The following is an 18,975-nucleotide window of genomic DNA, read 5'->3' as shown; positions in this document are numbered from 1 at the left end:
AGGGGACAATTATATGAAAAAATTATTTAGTTTAGCTTCAATCATCGCTTTAGCATTAGTATTAGCTGCTTGTGGTAATGGCGGCGGAGGTAAAGATAAGACAATTACAGTTGGCGCTTCTCCGGCACCACATGCTGAAATATTAGAAAAAGCAAAACCAATTCTAAAAGATAAAGGTTATGACTTAAAAATTAAAACGATTAACGATTATACAACACCTAACAAATTATTAGATAAAGGTGAGTTAGATGCAAACTTCTTTCAACATACGCCTTATCTAAATACTGAAAAGAAAGACAAAAACTATAAAATTGAGTCAGCAGGAAATGTACATTTAGAACCTATGGCTGTTTACTCAAAGAAATATAAAAGTTTAAAAGAATTACCAAAAGGTGCTACTGTTTATGTTTCAAACAACCCTGCAGAAGAAGGACGTTTCTTAAAATTCTTCTCTGACGCTGGATTAATTAAAATTAAAAAAGGTGTTAAAACTGAAGATGCTAAATTTGATGACATCGTAGAAAATAAAAAAGATATCAAATTTAATAATAAGCAATCGGCAGAATACTTACCTAAGATTTATCAAAAAGAAGATGCTGACGCAGTAATCATCAATTCAAACTTCGCAATTGATCAAAAATTAAGTCCTAAAAATGATTCAATTGTTTTAGAAAAAGCAAAAGATAATCCATATGCTAACTTGATTGGTGTAAAAGAAGGCCATAAAGACGACAAAAAAATTAAAGCGTTGATGGATGTATTACAGTCTAAAGAAATTAAAGATTACATCAATAAAAAATATGACGGAGCCGTAGTACCAGCAAAATAATAGCAACACAATTAACAAACCCTTTAACTTCAATAGTTGAAGGGTTCTTTTTGTTTGAATTTAGTAAAAGGGCAGTGTGTGAAACTATCAGTATAACTCGGAAAATTCGTCCAAACAGTTTTTTTGACCTAAATTTATTGGCTCAAGATGATCATATTTTTCTATCAAAAACTATTTGATGCAAGTAACTTATGAAATATTGCTCTATGGGCTTAATGGTCTACAAAATGGCTTTTAAGTTGAAGCGGTATTCATTTGTTTTGTTTACAAGGTGATTTTATATAGAAAAATTGCATATTTGAAAATTAAAGTTTTATAGACTAAAATTAAATTATGTTTGAGTGAATTGCTTTAAAGCACGAAAATATTGAAGGCGTTATTCAATATTATATTATCATTCAAACTGTGACAGGGAGAACTTAAAATTGTGCGTAACTTATATCATGATATAGGTTGCGTCATTATATATAAGCGTTCATCATATATCATTTCGCTGTTGATGTATAAGCATGAATGTAAAATAGCCCGGATATGGTATGGATTTGTAACTAAACTACTTAACTAGTTATTGCAACGAATCATTACCATTCCGGGCTTTTAATATTTTAATATGGGGAGAAATCAAATGTTATTACGTGATTTCAAAGTCAAAATCTTAGTAAGCTAGAGATAAATTAATATGATTTCTGCATAGAAGCATTAAAAATCATCACTCGTAATATGTCCTAGTTTATAGCTAATAAAGTAACCTGAAATTATTGTGATAATAGAAATAATCCATGTAGTAACATCGCTTGGTAACCCAGGAAATACTGCATACAGTGATCCTACAACAAAACCAATGATAATGGCATATGTTAAATATGTGTAATGGTTTAAAAGGTACTGAATCAATTTACTAGAAAATAAGAAACCACAAATAATTCCAATACCTACAATCATTAAGATAGGTACAGCGTTAAAATTTAAAGACATAAATTCTGAAATTGAAAACATTACAGTACCATATACACCAAATACTAATAGCATAAAGGACCCTGAAATACCTGGTAGTAACATTGCACTAGAAGCACAAACACCTGCAATAAAATATTTAATAATAAGACCAGTTGATAATTCAAGTGTTTCTCCTGCATGTTTATCACCATCATTTAATAAGATAATCACTACAATGATTATAATACCAAGTAAAACGAGTAAATAATGAGAAGTTTGAAATGTTTGTTTAACTCTTGCTGTGTTTAATAAATAGGGTATGATGCCTGCTATTAGACCAACAAATAAAAACATCGTTGGCACGGTATGTTCACTTAAAAGATAATTAATTACTTTACTTAATAAACCTATGGCAATGACCATCCCTAACCCAATAGGAATCAGGAATTTTAAGCTTTCCCAAAACTTCTTTGAAAATATTCCACTAATAGAGCGTATAAAATCATCATAAATACCTAGAAGTAAAGCGATAGTTCCTCCGCTTACACCGGGTACTAAATCTGATGTGCCCATTGCAAATCCTTTCCATAGATTTGACCACTTAATTTTTGACATATCATAATCCTTTCTATCTAAAATATATTAAAAATGATAGCACAATTTGTCATAGAACTATATTAAAAACAAAAGTTAAAATGAATAAATGATTATAGAATATGCTTTGTTCATAATGAATAATATAGGGATAAATGAGTTGAGAACATCATATCTTATATTATCAGTTAAAGAATTCTTTAATGCACTAACAAAAATCATTGTATTTTGATAACAATTTTAATTTAGCACTTGAAAAGGTTTATATTCCAACACAACTGCGTTATAATTAGAAGGTGTAACAAGGGCTCAGTCTTTTGACTGTAGATTAAAATTATTATAAACTGGATAGGAAAAACATATCATATAATACGGAGGGAATATGTATGCCATCAACATTAGAAATTAAAGACCTACATGTGTCTATTGAAGATAAAGAAATTCTTAAAGGTGTTAATTTAACAATTAATACAGGAGAAGTACATGCAGTAATGGGACCTAATGGTACAGGTAAATCGACGTTATCATCTGCAATCATGGGACATCCTAGCTATGAGGTAACACAAGGTGAAGTATTATTAGACGGCGTTAACATTTTAGAGTTAGATGTTGATGATCGTGCTAAAGCGGGATTATTCCTTGCTATGCAATATCCATCAGAAATTACTGGTGTAACGAATGCAGACTTTATGCGTTCAGCGATAAACGCTAAACGTGAAGAAGGCGAAGAAATTAACTTAATGCAATTCATTAAAAAGTTAGATAAGGAAATGGACTTTTTAGATATTGATCAAGATATGGCACAACGTTATTTAAATGAAGGATTTTCAGGTGGGGAGAAAAAACGTAATGAAATTCTTCAATTAATGATGTTAGAACCTAAATTTGCTATTTTAGATGAAATAGACTCAGGACTTGATATTGACGCATTAAAAGTAGTTTCAAAAGGCATCAATCAAATGCGCGGAGAAACGTTTGGTTCATTAATCATTACGCACTATCAACGACTATTAAATTATATTACACCTGACCATGTACACGTTATGTACGGTGGTAAAATTGTTACTTCAGGAGGACCTGAATTAGCGAAACGCCTTGAAGAAGAAGGTTATGAATGGGTTAAAGAAGAGTTTAATGCTGCAGAGTAAGTCTTAATTCATATGAAAAAATATTATAGATGAAGATTTAGGTTTTGATTTATACCGATGAGTTAAATCATACAATCATCAAATGGGAGGAAAAAAGTATGACGACTGAAACTTTGAACATTTCTGAAGCACAACTTGTTGAATATTCACAAGCCCATAATGAACCTTCTTGGTTAACTGAATTACGTAAAGAAGCGTTGAAATTAACTGAAACTTTAGAAATGCCAAAACCAGATAAAACAAAAATCACGAGATGGGACTTTGATTCATTTAAACAACATGAAACAACAGGTAGCGTATATGAGTCATTAGAAGAATTGCCAAGTGAAGTTAGAGAGATAATTGATGTTGAAAACACTGAAAATTTGGTTATTCAACATAATAATACTTTAGCGTTCACAAAAGTTTCTGATTCAGCTCAAAATGATGGAGTTATCGTTGAAGGCTTAGCAGATGCATTAATAAACCATCCAGATTTAGTGAAAAAATATTTTATGAATGAAACTGTTACAGTTGATGAACATAGATTGACTGCACTACATACTGCATTGTTAAATGGTGGCGTGTTTGTATATGTTCCAAAAAATGTAGTAGTTGAGCATCCAATTCAATATGTAGTATTGCATGACGATGAAAATGCCAGTTTCTTTAATCATGTCATTATTGCAACTGAGGAAAGTGCTGAAGTAACGTATGTAGAGAACTACTTATCAATCGCCAGTGGAGAAGGCAATCAACTTAACATTGTTTCAGAAGTGAGTGCTGGAGCTAATTCGAAAATCACATACGGTTCAGTAGATTATTTAGATAAAGGTTTCACTGGGCATATTATTCGTCGCGGTGTTACTGAAGCAGATGCCACTATCAACTGGGCGTTAGGTTTAATGAACGAAGGTAGCCAAATCATTGATAATACAACGAACTTAATTGGTGACCGTTCTGAAAGTGAACTCAAATCAGTTGTTGTTGGTACTGGTAGCCAAAAAATTAATTTAACTTCTAAAATTGTTCAATATGGTAAAGAAACAAATGGTTACATCTTAAAACATGGTGTAATGTTAGAAGGTGCGCAAACAGTATTTAATGGTATTGGTTATATTAAACATGGCGGTACGAAATCTATTGCGAACCAAGAATCTCGTGTTCTGATGTTATCTGAGAAAGCACGAGGAGATGCGAACCCTATCTTACTTATCGATGAGGATGATGTAGAGGCTGGTCACGCTGCATCAGTTGGTCGTGTCGATCCTGAACAATTGTATTATTTAATGAGCCGTGGTATTTCACGTCAAGAAGCTGAACGTCTCGTTATTCATGGTTTCTTGGACCCAGTTGTACGTGAATTGCCAATCGAAGATGTTCAACGTAAGTTACGTGAAGTCATCGAATTAAAAGTTAATAAATAATAAACACTGAATACAATTGAATCCGCAGCAAAATAAGATTAAGAGAATGTTATTGAACATGACTACAAAATGCTCAGATTAAATGAAATAATATACGTTAGTTTGTTGTATTTCTTAAATTGCTACGGTTTCTTTATTGATTTTTTAAATTAAGAAAGGTCTGTGGATAATTTGACCCAATCATTAAATGTTAACGAAATATTAAAAGACTTTCCAATTCTCAACCAAAAAGTTAACAATAATCGCCTTGCTTATTTAGATACAACTGCTACTAGTCAAACACCAATACAAGTTATTGATGTTATAGCGGATTATTATAAGCGTTATAACTCTAACGTACATCGTGGTGTACACACACTTGGATCATTAGCAACTGATGGTTATGAAAGCGCACGTGAAACAGTCAGACGTTTTATTAATGCAAAATATTTTGAAGAAATTATCTTCACTCGTGGTACTACAGCATCAATTAATATTGTTGCACATAGTTATGGAGATGCGAATATTTCAGAAGGTGATGAGATTGTAGTCACTGAAATGGAACATCATGCCAATATCGTGCCTTGGCAACAATTGGCTAAGCGTAAGCATGCATCTTTAAAGTTCATTCCAATGACAGATGATGGTGAACTTACAATTGAAAATATAAAAGCAACAATTAATGATAATACAAAAATTGTCGCTATTACACACGTTTCAAATGTATTAGGTACAATTAATGACATTAAGACTATTACTGATATTGCTCATGAACATGGTGCTATCGTAAGCGTAGACGGTGCACAAGCAGCGCCACATATGGATTTAGATATGCAATCACTAGATGTTGATTTTTATAGTTTTAGTGGCCATAAAATGCTGGGACCTACGGGTATCGGAGTATTATATGGTAAACGCGCCTTGCTAGATAAAATGGAGCCAGTCGAGTTTGGCGGAGATATGATTGACTTTGTTGAAAAATATGATGCTTCATGGGCTGATTTACCTACGAAATTTGAAGCGGGTACACCATTAATTGCGCAAGCGATTGGTTTGGCTGAAGCAATCCGTTATATTGAAAACCTAGGTTTTGATGCGATACAAGCACATGAACATGAATTGACGACGTATGCTTATGATAAGATGTCTGAAATTGAAGGTATAGAAATATATGGGCCACCAAAAGACAGACGTGCGGGTGTTATAACGTTCAATATGGCTGATGTTCATGCTCATGATGTAGCGACTGCAGTGGATACTGAAGGTGTTGCAGTTAGAGCAGGTCATCACTGTGCGCAACCATTGATGAAATGGTTGAATCAATCGTCAACTGCACGTGCAAGTTTCTATATTTATAATACTAAAGAAGATATTGATCAATTAGTAGAATCCTTGAAGCAAACGAAGGAGTTTTTCTCATATGAATTTTAATAATTTAAACCAGTTGTATCGTTCAGTCATTATGGATCATTATAAAAACCCTAGAAATAAAGGGCGTTTAGATACTGGTGCAATGACAGTTGATATGAATAATCCAACTTGTGGGGATCGCATTCATCTTACGTTTGATATTGAAGATGGTTTTATCAAAGATGCAAAATTTGATGGAGAAGGTTGTTCAATTTCAATGTCTAGTGCTTCAATGATGACTGAAGCAGTAAAGGGTCACTCTTTAGCTGAAGCAATGCAAATGAGTCAAGAATTCACAAAAATGATGCTTGGTGAAGATTATGAAATCAGTGAAGCAATGGGAGATATTGAAGCGCTGCAAGGCGTTTCTCAATTCCCAGCTAGAATTAAATGTGCTACTTTGGCTTGGAAAGCTTTAGAAAAAGGTACAGTTGAAAAAGAAGGAAATACAGAAGACTAATCCATGTTGATACGTTGACATTGTGTAAATTTCCATTCACACTAGACATAACACCAAGATTAGTTGTAATACGATGTAACTACAAACGAAGTTGTCTTGACGCGAGTCGTTTTAATATATAAAAGGAGTGATTTAAATGGCTAAAAAAGCACCTGATGTGGGTAATTACCAATATGGTTTCCATGATGAAGATGTTTCCATTTTTAGATCAGAACGCGGTTTAACAGAAAATATCGTCCGTGAAATTTCAAATATGAAAGAAGAGCCAGAATGGATGCTTAATTATAGATTGAAAGCATTAAAACAATTCTACAAAATGCCTATGCCTCAATGGGGTGGCGATTTATCAGAATTGAATTTTGATGATATCACTTATTATGTTAAGCCATCTGAACAAACTGAACGTTCATGGGATGAAGTGCCTGAAGAAATCAAACGTACATTTGATAAATTAGGTATCCCTGAAGCTGAACAAAAATACCTTGCTGGTGTTTCAGCCCAATATGAATCCGAAGTTGTTTATCACAATATGGAAAAAGAACTTGAAGAAAAAGGTATCGTCTTTAAAGATACTGATACTGCATTAAAAGAAAATGAAGACCTATTTAAACAATATTTCTCAACAGTTGTGCCAGCTGGAGATAATAAGTTCTCAGCACTTAATTCAGCTGTTTGGTCTGGTGGTTCATTCATTTATATACCGAAAAATATTAAGCTAGATACGCCATTACAAGCGTATTTCCGTATTAATTCTGAAAACATGGGACAATTTGAACGTACACTCATCATTGCAGATGAAGGTGCTTCAGTTAACTATGTAGAAGGTTGTACGGCTCCGGTTTATACAACAAGTTCACTACACTCAGCTGTAGTTGAAATTATCGTCCACAAAGATGCCCATGTGCGTTATACTACAATTCAAAACTGGGCTAATAACGTTTATAACTTAGTTACAAAACGTACATTAGTACATGAGAATGGTAATATGGAATGGGTTGATGGTAACTTAGGTTCTAAATTAACGATGAAATATCCAAACTGTGTACTTATGGGTGAAGGTGCTAAAGGTAGTACGTTATCCATTGCTTTCGCTGGTAAAGGTCAAGTTCAAGATGCTGGTGCAAAAATGATTCATAAAGCACCTAACACTTCATCTACGATTGTATCTAAATCAATTTCTAAAGACGGTGGTAAAGTAATTTATCGCGGTATCGTACACTTTGGTCGTAAAGCTAAAGGTGCACGTTCAAACATTGAATGTGATACTTTAATTTTAGATAATGAATCAACTTCAGATACAATTCCATACAATGAAGTATTTAATGATAATATTTCATTAGAACATGAAGCTAAAGTATCAAAAGTTTCTGAAGAACAATTATTCTATTTAATGAGCCGTGGTATTTCTGAAGAAGAAGCTACAGAAATGATCGTTATGGGCTTCATTGAACCATTTACTAAAGAGCTTCCAATGGAATATGCTGTTGAAATGAATCGTCTTATCAAATTTGAAATGGAAGGTTCAATCGGCTAAAAATTGGTAATCAAAAATTTGGTTTTACAGTAATTGATTAAATATAAAACACGAGTGATACTATTTTGATACCCGTATACTTTTGGGGTTCAAATTTGTATCACCTCGTGTTTTTTTATTCGTATTGTTTTGAAAACGTAGTTCTAATAGTTAGAAATGCGTTTATGCATTGTAATATGAGGGAATTGTTACATATCGTTTAAAATTTTATAGAATACAAAAAGGAGTTATGCTGATATGATTATTGCTATAATCATACTTTTATTTGCTTCATTCTTCTTTTCTGGTAGTGAAACAGCTTTAACTGCTGCAAATAGGATGAAAATACAAACTGAAGCTGAAAATGGAGATAAAAAATCCGCTAAATTATCAAAACTACTTACAAAACCCAGTGAGTTTATTACTACAATTTTAATTGGAAATAATATTGCGAATATTATTTTACCTACATTGGTGACAGTCTTAGCAGTGGATATTGGCGTGAACGTTGGTATAGCTACTGCAGTGACAACGGTTGCTATCATCATTATTTCTGAAGTAATTCCAAAATCTGTTGCTGCAACTTATCCAGATCGTATGTCTAGATTGGTTTACACGCCAATTGCATTTTTTGTCATAATATTTAAACCAATTACGAAATTGTTAAACTGGTTAACGGATATGATTAATAATTTACTTTCCAAAGGACAAGAAGATCAACAACGGTTATCAAAAGAAGAAATTAGACAGATGGTTACAATTGCAGGTAGCGAAGGTGCATTTAATGAAATGGAACGAAATCGAATCCAAGGTGTTATGGATTTTGAACAATTAAAAATAACCAATATTGATACAACACCGAGGATTAATGTAACCGCGTTTCCAGCTGATATATCTTATGAAGATGCATATGATACTGTCGTGACGAATCCATATACACGTTATCCAGTATATGATGGTGATATCGATCATATTATTGGCATTTTCCATTCAAAATATTTGTTAGCATGGAGTAAAGAAAAGTCAAATGATATTTTACAATATACTTCAGAACCTTTATTTGTGAATGAACATAATAGAGCAGAATGGGTGCTCAGAAAAATGACTGTGTCGCGCAAACATTTAGCAATTGTATTAGATGAATTTGGTGGCACAGATGCCATTGTGTCTCATGAAGACTTGATTGAAGAGATGCTAGGTATGGAAATTGAAGATGAAATGGATGAACAAGAACGAGAAAAATTAGACGCACAAATGCAAGCTTATAATAAAAAATAAAAACTTTAGTAATAAATTTTCAGTGATATTTAGGTTATTGTATTTCAATAAAAGGAGTGTTTTGTATGCACTTTTCATCAAAAGTGACCAAAATGTTGAATATCAAGCTTCCAATCATACAGGCAGGTATGGCAGGTAGTACGACACCGGAATTAGTAGCTTCTGTCAGTAATAGTGGAGGACTTGGTACGATTGGAGCAGGTTATTTTACTCCAGAAAAATTAGATTCTGAGATAACTTATGTGCAAGAATTAACTGACTTACCCTTTGCCGTTAATTTATTTGTTCCAAGTGAACAATTATATATTCCAGAAAATGTAGAACACATGAATGCATGGTTAAAACCTTATAGAAAAGCTTTAAACTTAGAGGAACCTGTGATTGATATTAGTGAAGAACAGCAATTTAACGATGCCATAGATATGGTGATTGAAAAAGGGGTTCCTGTAGTATCATTTACTTTTGGGATCCCAAATCAAAATATTATCAAAAAATTGAAAGCGCGTCAGATTACTGTGATAGGCACAGCAACCTCTGTTGAAGAAGCGAAAGCCAATGAAAGCGCAGGAATGGATGCGATTATTGCTCAAGGTAGTGAAGCGGGTGGTCATAGAGGTTCTTTCACTGTGACTTCTGGTGAACACACGCCATTGGTTGGTACCATGTCATTGATTCCACAAATCGTGGATAATATATCTATTCCAGTTATAGCAGCAGGAGGCATTATGGATGGACGTGGTGTGGTTGCAAGTATGGTGCTAGGTGCTGAGGCTGTACAAATGGGAACAGCATTTTTAACTTCAGAAGAAAGTGGAGCTTCAACATTATATAAAAATGCAATACAGCAGAGCAAAGAAACAGATACTGTTATCACAAAAGCCTTTACGGGAAAACCAGCTAGAGGTATCGATAATGAATTTATACACAAGATGGAAAGTTATGCTGATGATATTCCAGATTATCCTATTCAAAATCAATTGACGAATAGTATTCGTAAAACTGCAGCTGATTTAGGTAAGGAACAATGGACGCATTTATGGAGCGGACAAAGTCCAAGGTTATCCCAACCGAATTCAGCTGCTCAATTGATAGCTGATATCGTACAAGAAACAGAACGCATACTCAATGATGATTAATCTTTAGATGTTTTAATAAAAGTTGCTATTTAAAAAATGATAGCAACTTTTTTGATTTTTGTATCTATTGAATCTTTTAAAATGACCGTTGATTTTCTTAACTTTAACCGTTGAAATAATTGAAGAATAAAATTTAATCAAGTGAATCTTATAAATCATCTATGGTATCATGTAACTGGTGATACTATGATAAATATTGGTTTAACAGGTTGGGGTGACCATGATATTTTGTATGAAGATTTGCAACGTAAATCAGATAAGTTGATTACATATGCAAGTCATTTTCCCATTGTAGAATTAGATGCATCGTATTATGCGATACAACCTGAAAGAAATATTAGGAAATGGATAAGAGAAACGCCTGAGAGGTTTCAATTTATTGTTAAAATTCATCAGGCATTAACACTTCATGCAGATTATCATGATTTTGCTGAATCAAGACAAATACTTTTTGATCAGTTTAAAGCGATGTTAGCGCCATTAAAATCTGAAAAAAAGTTAGCGATGGTATTAGTACAGTTTCCACCTTGGTTTGACTGCACAGTTCAAAACATTAAATATATTCGATATGTACGAGAACAGTTGAAGGATTTTCCTGTCTGTATAGAATTTAGACATCAATCCTGGTTTAATGATAAGTATAAAGAAGAAACATTAGCTTTTTTAACTGAACATGACATGATACATGCGGTATGTGATGAACCACAAGTAGGCCAAGGTTCTATACCATTAGTCAATCGTATTACAAACGAAACAGCATTTGTGCGTTATCATGGTAGAAACGAACATGGATGGACAAAAAAAGACATGACGGATGAAGCTTGGAGAGACGTTAGATATTTGTATGATTATAATAAGCAAGAACTTAATGATTTAGCGCAAAAAGTGAAATTATTAGAACAAAAAGCTAAAAATATTTATGTCGTGTTTAATAATAACTCCGGTGGTCATGCTGCACAAAATGCTAAAACATACCAAACATTATTAGGCATTGATTATGAAGGCTTAGCACCACAACAATTAAAATTATTTTAGGAGCGGTCAGATATGTTAACAATAATCATTTTGATTTTAATTGGTGGTTTATCAGCCATATTGGGTTCACTTGTGGGCATTGGTGGCGGTATTATCATCGTCCCAACTTTAGTTTATTTGGGCGTAGAAAATGATTTACTACATGGCATCACACCTCAGATTGCCATAGGAACATCTTCATTAATATTAATCGTGACAGGACTATCGTCAACATTAGGTTATTTAAAAACGAAACAAGTTGACGTCAAAAATGGTTCCATCTTTTTATTTGGTTTGTTACCAGGCTCTTTGGTTGGATCAATTTTAAGTCGTTTTTTAACTTTAGATTCTTTTAATTTATATTTTGGTATTTTCTTAATATTCGTAGCAATTCTGCTTATGATAAGAAATAATATAAAACCAATGAAAATGTTTAATAAGCCTAAGTATGAGCGTACATATGTAGACGGTTATGGAAAAATACATCATTATAGTGTTCCGCCAATTGTGGCATTTATATCAACGTTATTTATAGGTGTTTTGACGGGATTGTTTGGTATTGGTGGTGGTGCACTTATGACACCGCTAATGTTAATTGTTTTTAGATTTCCACCACATGTCGCAGTTGGTACAAGTATGATGATGATATTCTTTTCCAGCGTGATGAGTTCTATTGGACATATTGCACAAGGACATGTAGCTTGGGTATATTCTATTGTATTAATCATCTCTAGCTATTTGGGTGCGAAAATTGGTGTAAAAGTCAATCAATCCATACAATCAAATACTGTGGTTATGTTATTAAGAACAGTTATGCTTATAATGGGACTATATTTAATTATTAAGTCATTTTTATAAACTAAGAGGAGGGTACCAAGGTGAAATTAACTATTTACCATACAAATGATATTCACAGTCATTTGCATGAGTATGCCCGTATTTCCGAATATTTAGCTCAAGAGAGACCAAAATTAAATCATCCCTCGCTCTATTTAGATATTGGAGACCATGTAGATTTATCTGCTCCTGTTACAGAAGCTACTATGGGAATCAAAAATGTTGAGCTTTTAAATCAAGCACATTGTGATATAGCAACTATTGGTAATAACGAAGGTATGACAATATCACATGATGCATTAAACACACTTTATGACAATGCAGAATTTGATGTAACTTGTGCAAATGTTTTTGACGAACAGGGTGACTTACCTCGAAATATTACATCATCAATCATCAAAGAGATTGAAGGTGTGAGAATCTTATTTGTTGCAGCCACTGCGCCATTCACACCATTTTATAGGGCTTTGGATTGGGTTGTTACGAATCCATTAGAAGCGATTAAAGATGAAATTAGCGCACATCAAGATGCGTATGACTTATTGATTATTATGAGTCATGTGGGTGTGTTTTTTGATGAAAAATTATGCCAAGAAATTCCTGAAATTGATTTAATATTGGGTAGTCATACACATCATTATTTTGAAAATGGTGAAATGAATAATGGTGTGCTAATGGCAGCTGCTGGTAAATATGGTCACTTTTTAGGTGAAGTAACATTAGAGATAGACCAAAAAAAAGTTGTAGATAAACAAGCAGTGATTTATCCAGTAGACACTTTGCCGGAAGTAGAAACACATTTCGAAAAAGAAGGTAAAGCACTGTTAAGCGATCCAGTTATTAATAGACCAGTTGATTTGCAGAGAAGGACAGATGTAATAACAAAGACGTCTTATATGTTAGCTGAAAGTATATTTGAATTTACGAATGCTGACTGCACAATTATTAATGCAGGATTGATTGTAAAAGGTATTTCAGCGGATCAAGTGACGGAATTTGATATACATCAAATGTTACCTCATCCTATTAATGCTGTTCGCATCCGCTTAAACGGTCTAGAATTAAAAAATATAATCATTAAAAGTCAAAAGCAAGAATATCTAAATGAACATGCACAAGGTTTAGGTTTTAGAGGAGATATATTTGGTGGTTATATACTTTATAATTTAGGATTAATCGAATCTGAAGCAAGATATTTTATCAACGGAGAAGAAATTGAAGACGATAAAAGTTATGTGCTAGGTACTGTTGATATGTATACATTTGGTCGTTATTTCCCAACGCTTAAAGAACAATCTATAGATTACTTAATGCCAGAATTTTTAAGAGATATTTATAAAGATAAATTGCTCGAATATTAAAATATTACATTTTACGTTTTAATTTAATCCGATTTTCGTTATAATGATTACAGATTTGAAATCAGGAGGAATTGTACGGTTATGGCTACTAAAAATGAAGAAATTTTACGTAAACCAGATTGGTTGAAAATAAAACTGAATACTAACGAAAACTACACTGGTCTTAAGAAAATGATGCGAGAAAAGAACTTACATACAGTGTGTGAAGAAGCAAAATGTCCAAACATACATGAATGTTGGGGCGAGCGTCGTACTGCGACATTTATGATTTTAGGTGCAGTTTGTACGCGTGCATGTCGTTTCTGCGCGGTTAAAACCGGATTGCCAAATGAGTTAGATTTAGATGAGCCAGAGCGTGTGGCAGAATCTGTTGAATTAATGAATTTAAAACATGTTGTTATAACAGCGGTTGCACGTGATGATTTAAGAGATGCTGGATCAAATGTTTATGCTGAAACAGTCCGTAAAGTACGTGAGCGTAACCCTTATACTTCAATAGAAATATTACCATCTGATATGGGTGGTGACTTCGAAGCTTTAGAAACATTAATGGCTTCAAAACCAGATATTTTAAACCATAATATTGAAACAGTTCGTCGTTTAACACCAAGAGTTCGTGCTAGAGCGACTTATGACCGTACTTTAGAATTCTTAAGACGTTCTAAAGAATTACAACCTGATATACCAACAAAATCTAGTTTAATGGTAGGACTAGGGGAAACTCACGAAGAAATTTATGAAACAATGGATGATTTACGTGCAAATGATGTAGACATCTTGACTATCGGCCAATATTTGCAACCTTCACGTAAACACTTAAAAGTTGAAAAATACTATACACCATTAGAATTTGGTAAATTAAGAAAAGTAGCAATGGATAAAGGTTTCAAACATTGCCAAGCTGGACCACTTGTGAGAAGTTCTTATCATGCAGATGAGCAAGTGAATAAAGCTGCAAAAGAAAGACATCGCTTAGGTGAAGAACAACTTAACATGGATTCTAATAGTTAAAATATAGAAATTGTATTTAAAGACTTAGTTCAATTAGAGCAATTAACGACGCACGTTAACTCACATTGGGCTAAGTCTTTTATTAGCAATTATAAAAATAGATTACTAACCTTTTTAAGTCAGACACTGTATGGTTAAATTGAGTAATGAAAATTAGATTAGGTGAGTATAATGATAAAAGTTAATAGTTTTTATTTTGAAATTATAGAAGAATATAGAGAATGTTTTGATGAAACATTATTTGCAAATCGTTACGCAGACATTTTAGATAAATATGATTATATTGTAGGAGATTTTGGATATGATCAATTAAGGTTAAAAGGATTCTATAAAGACTCGAATAAAAAGGCTGAATTAAGTAAGCGCTTTTCGACAATTCAAGATTATTTATTAGAATACTGCAATTTTGGATGTCCGTATTTTATTTTAAGAAAAGTTCCTGAAAGTGAGATTAAATCCCGAATTGAAACAGAGGATGAAAATGCAGAAATACCTTTTGAAGAAAATAAATTACAAGATGTCAAAATCCAACCATCAATTCAAGATACTGAGCATTAAGTTGATGTAGATTTAGAGTTAGTTTCATATTATTAATAAGTTAGGCTACGATATTGAACCGAGATTTAAGGTTTAGTATCGTAGCCTTTTTCTATGATTGAAATATGGTGCCTAATGAAAAAGGCTGATTATCGTAGGTGATTCAGCCTTACATCAAGCAGTTATTATTGAATGATTCATGACATTGTGACATATCATGTGCATTAATTTCATTAGCAATATTGGATAAACTAATTGCTAACAAATTGAAGTGATTTTATGCAAGCAATATTATCTTAAACATGTGTGTTTATCGTGGTAATTATTGTATAACTTGATTGAGGTATTCAGTGATTTCATTGCCTTCATTTTCAGTTACACCTAAAATATAAGCAATATAGCCTTCTTCTTCTAAATCATCTGTACCAATAATGCCAAATTTATTTGTTTGCATGTTTAAAACCATTGTTTTTCCAAAATGGCGATCAGTTTGTATGAGCATTAAATCATAACGACTATATTCTCCGACGAAACCTACAAATTGTACCTGTGATGATTCATCGTCGTCATAGAGGTACATATCTATCATAATAAACACCCTTTCATCATTGAGTTATTAAAGTTTTTTATCATTCGAATCATTTAATGAAATAAAAAGTCTTAATTTACAGTATAACCATAAATGAATTCGACTGCAAAGGTGTGGTATGATGAGAATGATAGGGGTGACATAGATGTATTTTGTTAATAAAGAAAAGTTAGATAAAAAAATAAATTACTTACAACAATTGGTAAATGATTATCCGAAATATAGAGATAATCACTATGCATTTGAAAGAATTTCACAAATGTTGATCGAATCATCGGTAGATATTGGTAATATGATTATTGATGGCTTTATTTTAAGAGATCCAGGCAATTATAAAGATGTCATCGATATTTTAGAGTTAGAAAATGTAATCACTAAAGATACTCAAAGTAATATTAACCAAACTGTAGATGTTAGAAAACAATTCGTTCATTATTATGACGAGCTCGATACTACAAAGTTAAAACCACTTTTTGATAAAACACTTGATTATTATCAACAATTTATCGATGAGGTAATACAATTTTTGAATAATGAAAATGTGCCTATAACAGCATTTGGACAAAAAGGAGAGAAGTAAGTTTTGATGAAACAGTACAAAGCATATCTCATTGATTTGGATGGTACGATGTACAAAGGAAATGAAAAAATTGATGGTGCAGCGCAGTTTATTGAATACTTAAACAAGCATCAAATACCTCATTTATTTGTTACGAATAACTCTACCAAAGAACCTACAGAAGTAGCAGAAAAATTAAAAGCGATGGGAGTTGATGCTACAGCAGATGAAGTCGTGACGTCTGCTCTAGCAACTGCAGAATATATTGCTGATGAACAACCAGGCGCTTCAATCTATATGTTAGGTGGCTCAGGTTTAGAAAAAGCGTTAACGCAACATCATTTGAAAATAAAAGATGATGAGTATGTAGATTACTTAGTTATTGGTTTGGATGAAGCTGTAACTTATGAAAAATTAGCAACTGCTACGCTAGGTGTTCGAAACGGTGCAAAATTTATTTCAACTAATAAAGATGTATCCATACCCAAAGAACGTGGATTCTTACCAGGTAATGGCGCGATTACAAGCGTTGTGTCAGTCTCTACTGGTGTTGAACCAATATTTATTGGTAAACCAGAACCTATTATTATGAATAAAGCCTTGGAAATTTTAGGGTTAGATCGCTCTGAAGTTGCAATGATAGGTGATTTATATGATACAGATATACTTTCTGGAATCAATGTTGATGTTGATACAATACATGTTCAAACAGGTGTATCAACTTTAGATGATGTTAATCAAAAAGCAATACCGCCAACATATAGTTTTAAAGATTTAAATGAAGTAATCAAAGAACTCGAAATTTAGGAGTGATTGAATGCAAAAAATCGTAGTTAGTAGAAAAATTCCACAGAAATTTATTAAGCAATTAGAGGACATCGGTGAAGTAGAAGTTTGGGATGCGTCATTGACCCCTATGCCACGAGAAAAGTTTTTAACTGCTTTAAAAGACGCAACTGCTTGTTTTGTGACATTAAGTGAAATAATGGATGAAGAAGTGATTGAAGCTGCACCAAATCTGAAAGTCATAGCAAACATGGCAGTAGGCTATGATAATATAGATATTGATTTGATGCAAAGTAAGGGTATTGTTGTGACGAATACACCAGGTGTTTTAACTGAAACGACAGCAGAATTAGGATTTACCTTAATGCTTGCAGTAGCAAGACGTGTAGTCGAAGCGGAAACATATGTTCAAAACGGTGAATGGCAGAGTTGGGGGCCGTATTTATTTGCTGGTAAAGATTTATATCAAGCTAACGTTGGTATTTATGGTATGGGGGATATTGGAAAAGCATTCGCGAGACGCCTAAAAGGTTTCAATACGAATATAATGTATCATAATAGAACCAGACATAAAGATGATGAAGAAGCACTTGGTGCATTATACGTTTCATTTGAAACATTATTAAAAGAGAGTGATTTTGTCATTTGTACGGCACCATTAACTGCAGAAACACGTGATAAATTTGACGATAAGGCATTTAAAATGATGAAAAAAGATGCGATTTTTATCAATATCGGTAGAGGTGCTGTTGTCGATGAAGAAGCATTAGTGAAGGCGTTGCAAAATGAAGAAATTAAAGCATGTGGTTTAGATGTTTTAAGAGAGGAACCCATAGATATGCAACATCCATTACTTTCAATGAACAATGCAACGATACTTCCACATATTGGTAGTGCATCGGTTATAACAAGAGACCGAATGATACAACTGTGCGTAGATAATATAAAGCTAGTATTAGACGAAAAAGATCCTAAAACGCCTGTTGTATAAATGATTGAAACGAATTTAAGCTGCTTATTACCTGTTTAGCTCGGGTGATTGGCAGCTTATTTTTTAGGAACATTACATTAAATAGCGTAATTTGAACTTACTTAATAAATCGAGGATGCTCACCGCATTTGATAAAAAGGGTCATTACATTCATGTATATTACTATATATTGGGTTAGAATAGTTAAAATTAATACACAATAAATTCTTTTAAATGAGTTTATTGTGTGTTTTTTGAATTTTAAAATAATACTCTATTTATTTATATACTATCTAACAATTTTGTTATATATATGCACAAATATTTAATTGTAATGATGTAGGAAAAATTGTATAATTAATTAGTGAAAAAGTTGAATAACTTATATACAATAAGGTGTAAAATATAAAAAATAATTTAATGAAGATGATTAATGTTGAATTTATATAAATTTTAGAGGTGAAATATGCACAAAAACGATAAAGAACATACTGCTTTACAAAAATTCAAGCCATGGTTATTGACAGTAATGTACCTAGCTATATTAATTGCATTATATTTAATTTATGGTACAGGTGATACACACAATAACTTTATTTACAATGAATTTTAATTAAGGAGA

The 18,975-nt window shown here is 32.7% G+C and carries 19 protein-coding genes; 17 read left to right on the top strand and 2 right to left on the bottom strand.

Features of this window, described 5'->3' with window-relative positions; genetic code table 11:
* The first annotated feature begins 13 nt into the window (after nucleotides 1-13).
* Nucleotides 14-829: a MetQ/NlpA family ABC transporter substrate-binding protein gene (locus JG554_RS09835; protein ID WP_046207497.1), complete on the top strand. Its 816-nt coding sequence runs from the start codon at nucleotides 14-16 to the stop codon at nucleotides 827-829.
* 699 nt (nucleotides 830-1,528) lie between these two features.
* Here JG554_RS09835 and JG554_RS09830 read toward each other — a convergent pair.
* Complete coding sequence (locus JG554_RS09830) at nucleotides 1,529-2,380, bottom strand: polyprenyl-phosphate transporter PopT (protein WP_203265280.1); 852 nt, start codon at nucleotides 2,378-2,380, stop codon at nucleotides 1,529-1,531.
* 365 nt (nucleotides 2,381-2,745) lie between these two features.
* Between JG554_RS09830 and sufC the strand changes: the two genes are divergently transcribed.
* The 12 genes from sufC (at nucleotide 2,746) to JG554_RS09770 (ending at nucleotide 15,470) form a co-directional block, all read left to right on the top strand.
* Nucleotides 2,746-3,507 (top strand): Fe-S cluster assembly ATPase SufC, encoded by a 762-nt coding sequence (sufC, locus tag JG554_RS09825; RefSeq protein ID WP_046207499.1) that lies wholly within the window; start codon nucleotides 2,746-2,748, stop codon nucleotides 3,505-3,507.
* Nucleotides 3,508-3,605: 98 nt separating this feature from the next.
* A complete protein-coding gene (sufD, locus tag JG554_RS09820) occupies nucleotides 3,606-4,913 on the top strand; it encodes a Fe-S cluster assembly protein SufD (RefSeq protein WP_046207500.1) in 1,308 nt (435 codons plus the stop codon).
* A 171-nt stretch (nucleotides 4,914-5,084) separates the two neighbouring features.
* Entirely contained in the window at nucleotides 5,085-6,323 is a 1,239-nt protein-coding gene (locus JG554_RS09815; RefSeq protein WP_046207501.1) for a cysteine desulfurase, read from the top strand.
* Complete coding sequence (gene sufU / locus JG554_RS09810) at nucleotides 6,313-6,762, top strand: Fe-S cluster assembly sulfur transfer protein SufU (RefSeq protein WP_046207502.1); 450 nt, start codon at nucleotides 6,313-6,315, stop codon at nucleotides 6,760-6,762. Before JG554_RS09815 ends, sufU begins: the two co-directional genes overlap by 11 nt.
* 136 nt (nucleotides 6,763-6,898) lie before the next feature.
* Complete coding sequence (gene sufB, locus JG554_RS09805; RefSeq protein ID WP_046207503.1) at nucleotides 6,899-8,296, top strand: Fe-S cluster assembly protein SufB; 1,398 nt, start codon at nucleotides 6,899-6,901, stop codon at nucleotides 8,294-8,296.
* A gap of 237 nt (nucleotides 8,297-8,533) precedes the next feature.
* Nucleotides 8,534-9,553 carry a hemolysin family protein gene (locus tag JG554_RS09800; RefSeq protein ID WP_046207504.1) on the top strand — a complete coding sequence of 340 codons (1,020 nt, stop codon included), beginning with the start codon at nucleotides 8,534-8,536 and terminating at the stop codon, nucleotides 9,551-9,553.
* Between the two features lie 65 nt (nucleotides 9,554-9,618).
* A complete protein-coding gene (locus JG554_RS09795) occupies nucleotides 9,619-10,689 on the top strand; it encodes an NAD(P)H-dependent flavin oxidoreductase (protein WP_203265279.1) in 1,071 nt (356 codons plus the stop codon).
* Between the two features lie 186 nt (nucleotides 10,690-10,875).
* Complete coding sequence (locus JG554_RS09790) at nucleotides 10,876-11,724, top strand: DUF72 domain-containing protein (protein WP_046207506.1); 849 nt, start codon at nucleotides 10,876-10,878, stop codon at nucleotides 11,722-11,724.
* Nucleotides 11,725-11,736: 12 nt separating this feature from the next.
* Nucleotides 11,737-12,561 carry a sulfite exporter TauE/SafE family protein gene (locus JG554_RS09785; protein ID WP_046207507.1) on the top strand — a complete coding sequence of 275 codons (825 nt, stop codon included), beginning with the start codon at nucleotides 11,737-11,739 and terminating at the stop codon, nucleotides 12,559-12,561.
* A gap of 20 nt (nucleotides 12,562-12,581) precedes the next feature.
* Nucleotides 12,582-13,901: a bifunctional metallophosphatase/5'-nucleotidase gene (locus JG554_RS09780; protein ID WP_046207508.1), complete on the top strand. Its 1,320-nt coding sequence runs from the start codon at nucleotides 12,582-12,584 to the stop codon at nucleotides 13,899-13,901.
* An 81-nt stretch (nucleotides 13,902-13,982) separates the two neighbouring features.
* On the top strand, nucleotides 13,983-14,912 hold the full coding sequence (gene lipA, locus JG554_RS09775) for a lipoyl synthase (protein ID WP_203265278.1): 930 nt from the start codon (nucleotides 13,983-13,985) through the stop codon (nucleotides 14,910-14,912).
* A 171-nt stretch (nucleotides 14,913-15,083) separates the two neighbouring features.
* Complete coding sequence (locus tag JG554_RS09770; protein ID WP_107359968.1) at nucleotides 15,084-15,470, top strand: YutD family protein; 387 nt, start codon at nucleotides 15,084-15,086, stop codon at nucleotides 15,468-15,470.
* 301 nt (nucleotides 15,471-15,771) lie between these two features.
* Here JG554_RS09770 and JG554_RS09765 read toward each other — a convergent pair whose 3' ends face one another.
* The gene (locus tag JG554_RS09765; protein ID WP_046207511.1) at nucleotides 15,772-16,038 is read right to left on the bottom strand and encodes a DUF3055 domain-containing protein; all 267 of its coding nucleotides are present in this window, start codon (nucleotides 16,036-16,038) and stop codon (nucleotides 15,772-15,774) included.
* A gap of 145 nt (nucleotides 16,039-16,183) precedes the next feature.
* Between JG554_RS09765 and JG554_RS09760 the strand changes: the two genes are divergently transcribed.
* The 4 genes from JG554_RS09760 (at nucleotide 16,184) to JG554_RS09745 (ending at nucleotide 18,966) form a co-directional block, all read left to right on the top strand.
* Entirely contained in the window at nucleotides 16,184-16,618 is a 435-nt protein-coding gene (locus tag JG554_RS09760; protein ID WP_046207512.1) for a DUF86 domain-containing protein, read from the top strand.
* 6 nt (nucleotides 16,619-16,624) lie between these two features.
* Nucleotides 16,625-17,404, top strand: coding sequence for a TIGR01457 family HAD-type hydrolase (locus JG554_RS09755; protein ID WP_107359969.1), 780 nt, complete (start codon nucleotides 16,625-16,627; stop codon nucleotides 17,402-17,404).
* Nucleotides 17,405-17,414: 10 nt separating this feature from the next.
* Entirely contained in the window at nucleotides 17,415-18,374 is a 960-nt protein-coding gene (locus tag JG554_RS09750) for a 2-hydroxyacid dehydrogenase (protein WP_046207514.1), read from the top strand.
* Nucleotides 18,375-18,819: 445 nt separating this feature from the next.
* On the top strand, nucleotides 18,820-18,966 hold the full coding sequence (locus JG554_RS09745) for a teichoic acid D-Ala incorporation-associated protein DltX (RefSeq protein WP_070039178.1): 147 nt from the start codon (nucleotides 18,820-18,822) through the stop codon (nucleotides 18,964-18,966).
* Nucleotides 18,967-18,975: the final 9 nt, after the last annotated feature.

The organism is Staphylococcus sp. 11-B-312, from assembly GCF_016743055.1.
In the GTDB taxonomy this organism is placed as follows: domain Bacteria; phylum Bacillota; class Bacilli; order Staphylococcales; family Staphylococcaceae; genus Staphylococcus; species Staphylococcus ureilyticus.
The sequence above is the reverse complement of the archived record's forward strand: the minus strand, read 5'-3'. Positions and strand labels throughout refer to the sequence as shown.